This is a genomic window from Parabacteroides sp. PM6-13 (assembly GCF_029892605.1).
GTDB lineage: Bacteria > Bacteroidota > Bacteroidia > Bacteroidales > Tannerellaceae > QVMG01.
Genome location: NZ_JARXWF010000003.1, coordinates 291,359 through 304,029 on the forward strand (window position 1 = coordinate 291,359; position 12,671 = coordinate 304,029).

At 50.3% G+C, this 12,671-nt stretch carries 9 protein-coding genes and 1 pseudogene; 4 read left to right on the forward strand and 6 right to left on the reverse strand.

Annotated features, from left to right (window positions below):
* Nucleotides 1-72: 72 nt before the first annotated feature.
* The 4 genes from M2134_RS04660 to M2134_RS04675 all read left to right on the forward strand — a co-directional run bounded on the left by M2134_RS04660 (nt 73) and on the right by M2134_RS04675 (nt 7,339).
* Entirely contained in the window at nt 73-1,107 is a 1,035-nt protein-coding gene (locus M2134_RS04660; RefSeq protein ID WP_280749892.1) for a BF3164 family lipoprotein, read from the forward strand.
* A 100-nt stretch (nt 1,108-1,207) separates the two neighbouring features.
* Entirely contained in the window at nt 1,208-4,000 is a 2,793-nt protein-coding gene (locus M2134_RS04665) for a glycosyl hydrolase (protein ID WP_280749893.1), read from the forward strand.
* Nucleotides 3,997-6,072, forward strand: a complete 2,076-nt coding sequence (locus M2134_RS04670) for a beta-galactosidase (protein WP_280749894.1) — start codon at nt 3,997-3,999, stop codon at nt 6,070-6,072. Before M2134_RS04665 ends, M2134_RS04670 begins: the two co-directional genes overlap by 4 nt.
* A gap of 28 nt (nt 6,073-6,100) precedes the next feature.
* A complete protein-coding gene (locus tag M2134_RS04675) occupies nt 6,101-7,339 on the forward strand; it encodes a glycoside hydrolase family 88 protein (protein ID WP_280749895.1) in 1,239 nt (412 codons plus the stop codon).
* A gap of 68 nt (nt 7,340-7,407) precedes the next feature.
* Here the strand turns inward: M2134_RS04675 and M2134_RS04680 are convergent, their stop codons facing one another.
* The 6 genes and pseudogenes from M2134_RS04680 to M2134_RS04705 form a co-directional block, all read right to left on the reverse strand.
* Nucleotides 7,408-8,247 carry an SGNH/GDSL hydrolase family protein gene (locus M2134_RS04680; protein WP_280749896.1) on the reverse strand — a complete coding sequence of 280 codons (840 nt, stop codon included), beginning with the start codon at nt 8,245-8,247 and terminating at the stop codon, nt 7,408-7,410.
* Between the two features lie 10 nt (nt 8,248-8,257).
* Complete coding sequence (locus M2134_RS04685; protein ID WP_280749897.1) at nt 8,258-9,136, reverse strand: alpha/beta hydrolase; 879 nt, start codon at nt 9,134-9,136, stop codon at nt 8,258-8,260.
* A gap of 15 nt (nt 9,137-9,151) precedes the next feature.
* Nucleotides 9,152-9,460: a type II toxin-antitoxin system RelE/ParE family toxin gene (locus M2134_RS04690; protein WP_280749898.1), complete on the reverse strand. Its 309-nt coding sequence runs from the start codon at nt 9,458-9,460 to the stop codon at nt 9,152-9,154.
* Nucleotides 9,454-9,708 carry a hypothetical protein gene (locus M2134_RS04695; protein WP_280749899.1) on the reverse strand — a complete coding sequence of 85 codons (255 nt, stop codon included), beginning with the start codon at nt 9,706-9,708 and terminating at the stop codon, nt 9,454-9,456. The genes M2134_RS04690 and M2134_RS04695 overlap by 7 nt, the downstream gene beginning before the upstream one ends.
* A gap of 170 nt (nt 9,709-9,878) precedes the next feature.
* Entirely contained in the window at nt 9,879-11,009 is a 1,131-nt protein-coding gene (locus M2134_RS04700; RefSeq protein ID WP_280749963.1) for a glycoside hydrolase family 88 protein, read from the reverse strand.
* Between the two features lie 15 nt (nt 11,010-11,024).
* Nucleotides 11,025-12,662 (reverse strand): annotated as a pseudogene (locus M2134_RS04705) (glycoside hydrolase 43 family protein); the annotation flags it as partial.
* Nucleotides 12,663-12,671 lie beyond the last annotated feature (9 nt).

The following is a 12,671-nucleotide window of genomic DNA, read 5'->3' on the forward strand; positions in this document are numbered from 1 at the left end:
TGATTTTCATTCATTCGCGTTCAATAAAAAGTTGTTTCTTTGTGGAAAGAAAACAAATTTGTTGCGAATAAGATGAAAGAGAGAATCATAAAACGAATAGGCCAGTCTCTATTTTCTTTGATATTACTTCTATCTGGTGTCCTGTTTACATCATGTGTTTCTTCCGGTATTCATTTTCCTTTGGAGGAGACAATTACGCCGGAATTGATGCCTTTGCAAGGGGTAACATCCCCCTTCCGGGTGGAGGTGAAGCAGCCTTTTCTATTAATCCAGAATGGCTTAAATCAGCGGGATAGCCTGTTTCATGTATATGATCTTACGAGTTATGAACTGAAACATGCTTTCGGTCGGGTAGGAGAAGGACCTGATGAATTTGTGGGGCCATGGATGTATTATTCCTCCCTTTCGGATCTTCTTATTGGGGATTACGGAAAAGAGCAGGTTTTTCGGTATAGTCTCGACGAGGCAGGTATGCCAACCTTAAAGGGTAGTAGGCGTCCCCTCTTTGAATACGGTACCTCGAATGCCGCTTTTATCAATGACTCTTTGTATGTGATGGATGCTATGTTTGCCGCTCCAAGCCTGTATCTATTGGGTTTCGACGATGCCTCTCCGAAGAAATCATGGCCGTATCGAGATCCCAACCTATTGGATTATTACTCTGATCCCAATGCCGGCAATGTGTATGCCAACGAAAATCGTATCGTACTCTGCTATGAATTTAAGAAGCAGATAGATTTTTTTGATACAGAACTCAATCTGTTGCATAGCGTGGTGTTCGACTATGAGCGTCCGGCAGATACGACAAATGATGGCGATGTAAAAACGAGCTATGCCTACGGCTATATAGGTAAACGCTATTTCTATGCCCTCTTCTTTGGCGTTTCCTGGAATGATCACCGGAATATCTATGACTCCTGTGGGACGATCCTTGAGGTGTTTGATATGGATGGCAATCCGGTTGCCCGTTACCGGCTCGATGGACGCCGTCCGTCCGGCTTCGCTGTCGATGAAGAAACTTTTACGCTCTATAGTGTGGGAGCTGACGGTGAACCGGAAGATTATCTCTTGGTGTATAAGCTAAAAGGCCTTTCCCCTTTGTTTTGAACAAATTTACACGTAAATGTACAAATGTACAGGAACGGAAGCAGGTAAGAAGCGTACTTTTGTTTTCCTTGAATATAATTCATAAAAAACAATACGAGAGATGAAAAAGTACACTTATTGGTTGCTGTTGTCCGTTTGCCTGTTATCGGGATGTGCCGAAAAGGATGTGGCGACCGACTGGCCGGAGATTACCCGGGAGATGAAACCCTGGACACGTTGGTGGTGGTTGGGTAGCGATGTGGATTCGTTGGGTCTCACCTATAACCTCGAAGCGATGGCGAAAGCCGGCATGGGGGGGGTAGAGGTGACTCCTATCTATGGGGTGAAAGGACGTGAGACGCATTATCTTCAACATTTATCACCCGAATGGATGTCTATGTTAGCCTTTACGGAAGCGGAAGCCGAGCGTCTGGGCATGGGCGTAGATATGAATACCGGTACGGGGTGGCCATTCGGTGGTCCTGATGTTTCGATAGAGGATGCTGCTACCCGTGCCATTTTTCAACGATATACGTTAGCAGGTGGCGAACGCCTGAAGGAGGTGTTTGCCGTGAACGATCGGCGTCAGGCGGCTCATGCACGGTTAGATAAACTGATGGCCTATTCAGCCGGTGGCGAAAAGCTGGATCTGACAGAACGGGTCACGGCTGATGGCCTTCTCGACTGGACGGCACCAGAAGGTGAATCCTATCAATTAGTCGCTTTGTTTATCGGAAAAACCCGCCAGATGGTTAAGCGCGCTGCACCGGGTGGCGAAGGCTATGTGTTGAACCATTTCGACAAGGAGGCGGTTATGCGCTATTTTGGTAAGTTCGAGCGTGCCTTTAAGCAATATAACACCCCAATTCCTCATAGCTTCTTCAATGACTCGTATGAGGTGTACGGAGCAGACTGGAGTGATGCCTTGCTCGATGAGTTTGAGAAACATCATGGCTACCGCCTGCAAGATTATTTCCCCGAGCTGTTGGCTAATGGGGAGAATGATACCTCTGTACGTGTGGTGACCGATTACCGGGAAACGGTAGGGCGTATGTTGAAAGAGAATTTCACCCAGCCCTGGGTGGAATGGGCACATGGCCTGGGCGCCACGGTGAAGAATCAGGCACATGGCTCACCGGCAAACCTGCTCGATCTCTACGCGGCGGTGGATATTCCCGAATGTGAAACCTTTGGTAATTCGGATTTCGATATTCCTTTTCTCCGGAAAGACTCTATTCGCAAGGTGAACGATGGCGATCCGACGGTCTTGAAGTATGCCTCTTCGGCGGCGCATGTGACGGGCAAGCCCTATACCTCTTCCGAGACATTCACCTGGCTGACGGAGCATTTCCGCACCTCGCTCTCGCAATGTAAGCCGGAGATCGATCAGATGTTTACTTCGGGTGTCAATCATGTCTACTTCCATGGATCCACCTATTCGCCACAAGAGGCGGCTTGGCCCGGTTGGAAGTTCTACGCTTCGGTTGATATGTCGCCTACCAATACGATCTGGCGCGACGCATCGTCGTTCTTCGATTATATCACACGGGTGCAGTCGTTCCTGCAGGACGGTACGCCTGATAACGATTTCCTGCTCTATTTCCCGGTCTATGATATCTGGAGCGAACAGCGTGGTAACTATTTCACCACCTTCGCGATCCATGGGATGCGCGAACGATTGCCGGAGTTCTGCGGTGGGGTGGAAGAGATCATGCGCCAGGGATATGACCTGGATTATATATCCGACCAGTATATTCAAAACACGACTGTCGAGAATGGTCTGTTAAAAACCATTGGTGGAACAACCTATAAAGCCTTGATCCTGCCTGCTGTTCAATATATCCCGTTGGAGACGATTGAGCAAATCCATCAGTTGGCCAAGAAGGGGGCAACCATTATATTTATGGATCAATATCCTGTGGGTGTTCCCGGACTGGCACGCCTTGAGGAGCGTAAGGAGCGTTTTGAGGAGTTGATGAAGGAGTTTCCGGCGGTGGACTCTTTCGGTCAGGTGACTATGCAGTCGCTGGGCAAAGGTAAGATCCTGACTGGTAAGGACTATGCCGATGTGTTGGCGCATTGCGCTGTGCAGCAGGAGGTGTTCGTGTCGGAGATTGGTGGACAACTGATTCGTCGTCGTCATGCGGATGGACATCACTACTTTATGACACTGCTACAGAACCGCCCGGTCGACGGCTGGGTGCCTTTAGGGGTTGATGCCCGAAGCGCGATGTTCTTCGATCCGATGACAGGAAAGAAGGGACGTGCCGCCCTGCGCCGGCAGAATGGTCGGACGGAGGTCTATATGCAACTGCAACCAGGTGAATCAATCCTGTTGAAAACATTTGCGAAAAGCGTTGTTGATGCAGAGGCATGGCATTATTATGAGCCGACGGCAAACGAGCCTATTCGTTTAGAAAAAGGCTGGACGCTTCGCTTTCCGGAGAGCGATCCGGTTATCTCGGAAAACTATACATTGGACGCTTTAGGTAGCTGGACAGACTTGCCGGGTGAGGATCTAAAACGAAACAAAGGAACCGGTTTGTACAATATTACCTTTACGTTGGAGAAAAAGCCGGAGAGCAACTACCGCCTTGACCTGGGTGATGTGCGGGAGAGCGCGCGTGTGCGTGTGAATGGACAGGATGCCGGTACCCTGTATGCTGTTCCTTTCCGAACCAATATTGGTGATCTGCTTCGGGACGGTGAGAACACCATCGAACTGGAGGTTACTAACCTGCCGGCCAACCGGATCGCTGACTACGACCGTCGGGGTGTGGAATGGCGTATTTTCCATGAGATTAACTTTGTGAGCATCACTTATCAACCAACTCAATTCGATATCTGGGGCATCGTGCCTTCCGGACTATTGGGACCGGTTACTATTCAAGAAATTAAACAGTTTGAACCATGATACGAAAAATCGCGCTTGTAGGGCTTTGCCTGGGGTTGAGCTTTCCCTTTCTAACGGCTCAGAAAAGCTATTTCAATCCTTCGGATCTGACCACGGTCGGTACCTATTATTATCCTGAACACTGGGATGAATCGCAATGGGAACGCGACCTGAAGCAGATCAAATCCTTGGGATTCGACTTTGTGCATTATGCTGAGTTTGCCTGGGCACAACTGGAACCATCCGAAGGAGTTTATGACTTCGCCTGGCTCGACCGAGCAGTCGATCTGGCCGCTAAGAACGGACTGAAGGTGATCCTTTGTACCTCTACGGCTACGCCGCCGGTATGGCTTGTGCGGAAACATCCCGATATCCTGATCGAGAACGAAGACGGTACCCGGAAAGACCACGGTTCGCGCCAGCATCCGTCGGCTTCCAATAACTATTACCGTCAATACTCGTTGAAGATGATCGAGAAGCTGGCTGCGCATTATGCGAACGATAAGCGTGTTATGGGGTGGCAGCTCGATAACGAGCCGCGTCCTTTCCAGGATTATGGCGCGGACGCTCAGCAGCGGTTTCGCGATTTTGTAGAAAAGAAATACGGAACGATCGAGGCTGTTAACAAAGCCTGGGGAACAGCCTTCTGGAGCCAGGTCTATAGCAACTTCTCGGAAATCAATATCCCGCGTGTCTCCCAGCAGTTTATGAACAACCACCAGACGCTCGACTATATGCGTTTCTATACCGAAGAGATTGTCAGCTTCCTGGATGAGCAGGCGGCCACGATCCGCCGTCAGGTGGATCCTTCGCAATGGATCACGACCAACTACATTCCCGAATACTCGGACGGACATCTCCGCAAGAGCGATGAGTTGGATTTTCATTCCTATACGCGTTATATGGTGTTTGGGGAGAACTACGGGATCGGACGCAAAGGCTATCGCCTGGGACCGGTGGAGCGTATTGCCAAGGCAAACGACTTCTTCCGCCCGATCGATGGTGTCTATGGGGTGATGGAACTGCAACCCGGACAGGTCAACTGGGGACAGATCAACTCCCAACCGCTGCCTGGCGCCGTGCGCCTCTGGTTGTGGCATGTGTTTGCCGGGGGCAGTCAGTTTGCCTGTACCTATCGTTATCGCCAGCCTATCTATGGAACGGAACTCTATCACTACGGGATTGTTGGTCCTGATGGTGTGACCCCGACGGCAAGCGGTTTGGAATACGCGCAATTTATCAAAGAGATAGCTCAACTGCGTAAGGCGTACGACCCGAAGGCCGGGAATCCGGCCGCTTACGAGAAGCGGCGTACGGCGATTCTCTACAACCACGAGAATACCTGGGAGATGCAACGCAACAAACAAACCATTGCCTGGGATACGGAAAAGCATATCGATAAATATTACGATGCCCTGAAGTATATGGGCGCTCCTGTCGATTTTATTGACGAAGGCGATGACTTTGGAAAATACAACGTGATGATTGCTCCGGCTTATCAGTTGATCGATGAAAAGTTGGTAGAGCGTTGGACCGACTATGTGCGTCAGGGGGGCAATCTGGTGTTGACCTGCCGCACAGGGCATAAGACCCGCAACGGACAACTTTTTGAAGCACCTTTCGCTGCGCCTGTCTATCCATTGATCGGTGCAAAGATCGACTTCTATGACCTCCTGCAACCCTCCGCACCGGATCATGTCCTCTTTGAAGGGAAACAATACCCCTGGGTGACCTGGGGAGAGGTGTTGATCCCTGAAAAGGATACGGAAACCTGGGGCACTTTCCTGGGTGATTTCTACGAGGGACGGCCCGGTATTGTCTACCATAAGCTGGGCAAAGGAACAGTGACCTACGTCGGTGTCGATTCGCAGGATGGACAACTGGAAAAAGAAGTATTGAAAAAACTATACGGACGTCTTGATATCCCGGTAATGGATCTGCCGGCCGGTTTGCATATTGAATACCGCGATGGTTTCGGCATCGCTGTTAACTATGCTGATAAGGCGTATACGCTACCTCTGCCTGCTGGAACGAAGTTCTTGATTGGTGGCATGGAAATACCAACTGCCGGCGTATCGGTATGGAAAGAATGACAAATCTATAATTTACAGTATGATAATTATGAAACGAATCTTATTATTATGTGTGGCTACGTTGTTAGTCTGCCCAAACCTCGTGTATGGACAAAAACGCACCGACGAAGAGGCTATCCGGGCTGTGGCCGACAATATTCTGAAACAGCCGGTAACGCAGTTTGTAGGCGTAACGACGAAAGAGGTGTATAACAGTACGAAAGAGATCCCTAAGGGCGAGGACGTGAAATTCAAGAGTCCGCTGACCGAGTGGCATTATTCCAACGGGGTGTTGGATATGAGCATGATCCGCTTGGGGCAGTTCCTGAACGAACCGAAGTATGTCGAGTATGCAAAACATCATGTGGCTTTTGCCTTTGATAATTACAAATATTTTCAACACACCTTCCGTAACGATCGTCGCCACTGGTATTGGCCGTTTGGGCAGTTATGGAACTTCAAAGAGCTTGATGACTGTGGTGCCATGGGTGCTGCCGTGGTGAATGTGTACGAATTGGATCCTCGTCCGGAATATCGCGAATACATTGAGAACGCCGCCAATCATGTGATGTACGGGCAAGATCGTCTGGCGGACGGTACGCTTTGCCGCACCACACCCCGCGAGATGACCGTTTGGGCAGACGATGTCTATATGAGTGTCTCTCTTCTCTCGCAAATGGGAAAGATGACCGGGGATGTGAAATACCTGGATGAAGCCGCTAAGCAGATCATTCAGATCACAGATTATCTCTGGTGTCCGGAGAAAGAGTTGTTCTACCATGGCTATTATACGGACAGGAAACGCAACGGGGTTGCTTTCTGGGGACGGGCGAACGGATGGATCACCGTGTCGATCACCCTGGTGTTGGATGTGATGTCGGAAGATCATCCCAAGCGGGCAGAGTTGATGGCGCTTTTAGAGAAACAGATCGTAGGGGCTTCCCGCTATCAGAATGCGAATGGTATGTGGAACCAATTGCTCGATAAGCCTGAATCGTATGATGAGTCGTCGATCACCGCTATGTATGTGTATGGCATTGCCAAGGCGATCAATAACGGATGGCTCGATCCTGCCTATCGTCGCATAGCGGACGCAGGCTGGAAAGCGCTGAAAGAGACGCAGATCACGGAAGATGCTAAGTTTAGAAATGTATGTGTAGGAACCGGTATCATGGACGACCTGCCTTTCTATTACAGTCGTCCGGTCGGTGACAACGAAAAGCATGGCCTGGGATTGATTATCGATACGGCCATTGAAATGATAAAATTGCAGTCGAAGACTAAGTAGTCAAGTAATCAGAGTAGTCAAGTAGTCATAATCATTTTAACTACTTTGACTACTCTGATACTGCATAATTAAAAGCGTGCCGGATAGGCCAGTAATTGATACAGAAGGGTACGAGCCATGCGCTCTTGCCCTTTGTTGTTTGGGTGCAGGCGGTCTGTCTCGGTATCCCGGAGGTAGATAAGCTGTTCTTCTACCATGGGGTTGATGCCACTCACTGCGTTGAAATCGATCACAGGTACGCCCCATAGATTGCCGGCTTCCCGGATTGCTTCCACGTAGGTGTCGATGTATTCGCCATAGGCGTTCTGGTAGTTTTCGTCGGGTTGCACGTTGGTATCGCCGAAGATAGCTGTCGAGCGGTGGAGCGGTGTCAATAGGATAATCTGTTTGTCGGGAAAATTTTGTTTGAGCCAACGCAATCCGATATTGATTCTTCCTTTGTAGGTGCTGTCGGTGTAGTGGAAGCTGCGCTTGGTGCGCAATACCTCCTGCTTGGGGTTACCACGGGCGGCCATCACCATCTCCTTTGTCTCGGCGTACCAGCTGCCGACAGGTATGCTCGCGTTAAAGTCATTTGTTCCCAGGAATACGATGATCGCGTCGACCTCCTGGCCGTGCTCTTTCAGTAGGCGTCCGCCCTGGTTGGGTACGTCGTTCCATTGGCGTCCGCTGATGCCGTACACATAGGAGGAGATGCCCAGCCATTCCTCCAGCCATTTCCAGTAATTCTTGATGGTGCCTTTGTATAGATTCGGGTCGGTGATCGAATCACCGATATAACCAACCCGCATACCTGCCCAGGGATGTTTTATCATGCCATCGGGCGAAACTACTCTTTCCTGCGCCTGTAAAAAACCGATAGAGCTGCTTCCTAACAATAGCAGGAGGATAATCACTTTCTGTTTCATACTCTTTTTCTTATTGCGGAGAAACTGTTTTTTCGTCTATCTCTTTCAGCCAACGCTCAAAGGAGGCCTGGAACTCGTTCTTATACTTGAATGTATCGCGCCATCCCCAACCATGTCCACCAGTCGGATAGATATGAATCTCGCAGGGTAGCTTATGGGCTTTCATCGCCCGGTAGAAACGGATGCCGTTTTCGGTGGGCACAGCCGAATCGTCGTCGCTAAAGGCAATAAAGGTCGGCGGGGTATTAGCCGATACGCGCAATTCGTTGGAGAAACCAGCAATAAGTCCCTCGCTCGGGTTCTCGCCGATGAGGTTTCGGCGCGATCCGCCATGGGTATATTTTTCGTCCATGGTGATCACCGGATAGATCAAGGCAGCGAAGTCGGGACGGTTCTTGGGCGAAGTGAAGTGGGTCGCCGCTGTCGAGGCGAGGTGTCCACCGGCCGAGAAGCCCATTACGCCGATCTTGTTTTCCGCGATATGCCAGGCTGTGGCCTGTTTGCGGGTGATTTCAATGGCCCGTAAGACGTCTTTTGCCGGGATAGTGAAATTGCCTGCCGGCATCCGGTATTTCAGGATAATGGCGGCAATGCCCCGTTCATTGAGCCAGGCAGCTACCTGGTGCCCTTCGTGTTGCATGGCCAGTCCGGAGTAGCCTCCTCCGGGACATATCACCATCGCTTGCCCATTGGCTTTCTTCGCCGCAGGCAGGGAAATGAAGAGACGTGCATCGGTCACATTACTGAATCCGCCGTCGGGGCGAACTGTTTCTTTCAACTCGGTATGTTCCGGCGTACCGCCGGGCCATAACTCCAATTCGATTTTCTGTTGAGCGGAGGCCATAAAAGCGGCACCTAACAGACAGGTAATAATCAATGACTTTTTCATGTGGATAAACTATTATTATTTTATTATTTCAAATTTAGTAGGGCTCTGGCGACAATCGAACAAGGCACTGATATAAATGATTTGATCTTCAATATGGTAAACTAATTTATAGTTTTTGTGTACTACCAAAGAACGATAGCCTTTTGGCTTTTGTTTTAAGTATTCTTCCATAGGCCCCATTTGGGGATGTGTGGCTAATCTCGCCGCAGACTTTTCAATTTTATGTGCAATTCGTTTGGCAGCATTTACCCCTGCGGTTTCAAGAATATGGTTATAAACCGCATGGAATTGTGAAATAGCATCTTCTGTCCAGGTTACTACCATGTGGTAATCTGCTTTTTCAATTCCTCATGCGAAATGACTCTTCCGGCTTTTATATCTTCTTTGGATCGCTGAACCGCTTCAAAGAGTTCTTCTTGTGTATGAGGTACGCCCGGTATATGTTGAACGGCAACTTCCGTTTTTTCGTTTGTCAGGTGAATGGTTTTGCGAACGGAAGGCTTCATGTTGCGTATCATACTCATCAGTGTACGACCCGCTTCGCTATTTTCATCAAAGGTGATTGTTGTCATAAGATTCCCTTCTTTTTTACAAAGATAGTGAAAGCTGAAAGCAGAACCAAGCTGGCTTGAGTTATGCTGAGGCGCATCCTATCTTATGCAAAAATAAAATAATTAGAGGAGAAATAAAACTTATCTCTCCTCTAATTATTTTTCTATTTATCTGATACGAAGGTATGGAATTATTTCAACCCTGCCTTTTCTCTTTCGAGTACCGCCATGATGAAGGGACCGACCACTTTCGGGTCGTTGGCGCGTACCAGTTCGTTGATGTAGTAGTCGTAGTCGCCTGAGCGGTTGTTGCTTCCGCCGAGGCCGGCTACACCGCAGGCTTTGGTGATGTTCATCAGGCCTTTTTCGTCGAACTCGACAAACTCATCGAGGAATCCGGCAAAAGCCTTTTCGGCCACCTGGCGGTAGGATTCGTCGATGTATCCCAGACGAACTCCCTTCGAGAGGGCGTAGATGAACATAGCCGAACAGGTCGATTCGAGGTAGTTGCCGGGATCGCCGCTGCGGTCTAACACCTGATACCAGAGCCCTGTTTTAGGGTCTTGTATCTTTTTCAATTGCAGCGCTATGTTTTGCATGATGGCGATGGCCTGATCGCGTCCCTTTTGGTCGACAGGGATAAAGTCAAGCGCATCGACAATGGCCATAGCATACCATCCCAGGGCGCGTCCCCAGACATGTTTAGATTGTCCGGTCACCGGATCGGCCCAGAACATCTGGCGGCTCACGTCGCAGGCATGGCGATAGAGGCCGTTGGCCGGGTCGTAGGTGTGGCGGGCAGCCATCAGGATCTGGTTGATTCCGTCGGCGTAGTCGTCGGGACGGTTATAGCGCGAAGCATATTCCACCATAAAAGGAGTGCCCATATAAACACCGTCGAGCCATACCTGGTTCGGGTAGATCTTTTTGTGCCAGAATCCGCCGTCGTCGTTGCGCGGATGGGTGGCCAACTGGCTATACAATAGGTCGAGCGCTTTCTTCACCTTCTCGTCGCCGGTCAGGTCGTAGAGCTTGAACAACATCTTGCCGCTGTTCAACCGGTCGATATTGTATTCCGATAGACGGTAGGTCTTGATGGAGCCGTCGGCCTGGATCATCGTGTCGGCGTATGCCTTGGTGTAGTCGAGGTATTTCTTGTCGCCTGTGCGCTCGTAGAGTTGCAGGAAAGCCTGTAATTCCAGTCCGTGGCAATAGTCCCACTTCAGTGTACGCTGGAAGTCGAGCTGCCATGATTCGGGGTAACGTTTCATCTCCGAGTCGGCGATGCGGATAGCATATGATAGGGCATCTTTCGCTTCCACCTTCTCTTCGTTGGGAGTGATGCGAAACCAGTCGACATCCGCCCATCCTCCGTCGTTTGTTACGATGGCCGGACGGCTACAGAACATACCAACCTTGGCACCGATCCATTTTCCTTCGCGTGCCTGGAAAGGAGCGCCCAGGGGCGTGTAATGGCGTCCGTTGGTGCTATAGGAGAATTGACACTTTGCGTTAGCATCGAAGGTAACACGCAGGTTGATCCAGTCACCTGATACCTTCACGCCTGCTTCCGCTGTCTCTTCGCGGCCTTCGTCAGCCTTGCGACATACAACGGGTGAAAGCATGATACCCTCGTTGGTGTTTTCCAGAACGATGCCCGCGTAGTCGCGACCCATCACGATGAGGCCGGTGCGTTCGCCCTTGTATTTGTCGGAGGGTTGGAAGCGCAGGCGCATAGTGGCCGTAAAGGCGGGCGCTGGTGTTTTTTGTAACAATAGGTTGGGCGCGTCCCAGAGGCTCTTGGCCGGGGCTGTAAGCGGGTAGGAGTAGAGGCGAAGCTGGCTGTTGGCCGCGTCGGTATAATACCATTTCGGATTTATATTGGCATGCCATTGCCATTGTAGTCCCAGGCTGTTGGCGTCGAACTCGTCGCTCTCTTGTGGGGTGCATATTGGATAGGTGTTGCCTACGTCCGGTTTTTTATAGCGCATGACCGGTTGTCCGCAGCCATCGCCGTCTTTATCTTCGCCAATCACCGGCCACCCCTTTTTCCAGGCCATCGGTTGCAGGTGGATGATGCGTCCATAAGCGCCTACGTCCTGGAAGTGTATGAACCAGTTCTCGCCTTTAGGCGTATCCACCCAGGCACCCTGGTGCGGGCCGTTCACAACCGTTTTTCCCTGTGCCATCACGGTTTTGATTTCGTAAGGTCCGTAGGGATCGGTTGATCGGAGAGCTACCTGCCATCCGGTGGCAACGCCACCTGCCGGAGCGAAGATATAGTAATAACCATCTTTCTTATGGAATTTAGCCCCTTCGATGGTCGGATGTTTTTCGTGTCCGTCGAAGATAATACGGCTTTCGGTAATGGCTTGGGTAGCCGATGCGTTGAGCTCGCACACTGCCAGTACGCTTTTCAGTCCTGCCCGGCTGCCGGCATAGGCATGTGCCAGATAGACCCGTCCGTCGTCGTCCCAAAGAGGAGATGTGTCGATAATGCCTTTTCCGGCCTTCACCAGTACTGGTTGACTCCAGGTGCCCCGGATATCACTCGCGTAAGTCATAAAGGCTCCCTGGTCAGGATCACCCCAAAAGATATAAAACACACCCTCGTGGTGGCGGATACAGGGTGCCCATATCCGGTTGCCATGCTGAGGTATTTCCGGTATATCTGCCGGTTCCAAAGCATAAGGGATGGCGGCATTGATAATTGTCCAGTTTACCAGGTCTTTTGAATGCAGGATCTGCAAGCCCGGGATGCAGTTGAAACTGGAGGAGGTCATATAATAATCATCGCCAACCCGAATCACATCAGGGTCGGAATAATCGGCATACAGGATAGGATTCCGGTAGGTGCCGTCTCCCTGGTCGGCAGTCCATACCGAAGAGAGAGAACTTTTTGACTGAGCCTCTGCCGCCCAGCATCCTGCTAGCAACGATAGGCTTAATCCGAAACGGATAAAAAATCTTTTCATGATATCTAT

Bases quoted from the DNA above. Each gene is read 5' to 3' on its own strand.
- M2134_RS04660 (WP_280749892.1), top strand. From the start codon at position 73: ATGAAAGAGAGAATCATAAAACGAATAGGCCAGTCTCTATTTTCTTTG.
- M2134_RS04665 (WP_280749893.1), top strand. From the start codon at position 1,208: ATGAAAAAGTACACTTATTGGTTGCTGTTGTCCGTTTGCCTGTTATCG.
- M2134_RS04670 (WP_280749894.1), top strand. From the start codon at position 3,997: ATGATACGAAAAATCGCGCTTGTAGGGCTTTGCCTGGGGTTGAGCTTT.
- M2134_RS04675 (WP_280749895.1), top strand. From the start codon at position 6,101: ATGAAACGAATCTTATTATTATGTGTGGCTACGTTGTTAGTCTGCCCA.
- M2134_RS04680 (WP_280749896.1), bottom strand. From the start codon at position 8,247: ATGAAACAGAAAGTGATTATCCTCCTGCTATTGTTAGGAAGCAGCTCT.
- M2134_RS04685 (WP_280749897.1), bottom strand. From the start codon at position 9,136: ATGAAAAAGTCATTGATTATTACCTGTCTGTTAGGTGCCGCTTTTATG.
- M2134_RS04690 (WP_280749898.1), bottom strand. From the start codon at position 9,460: ATGGTAGTAACCTGGACAGAAGATGCTATTTCACAATTCCATGCGGTT.
- M2134_RS04695 (WP_280749899.1), bottom strand. From the start codon at position 9,708: ATGACAACAATCACCTTTGATGAAAATAGCGAAGCGGGTCGTACACTG.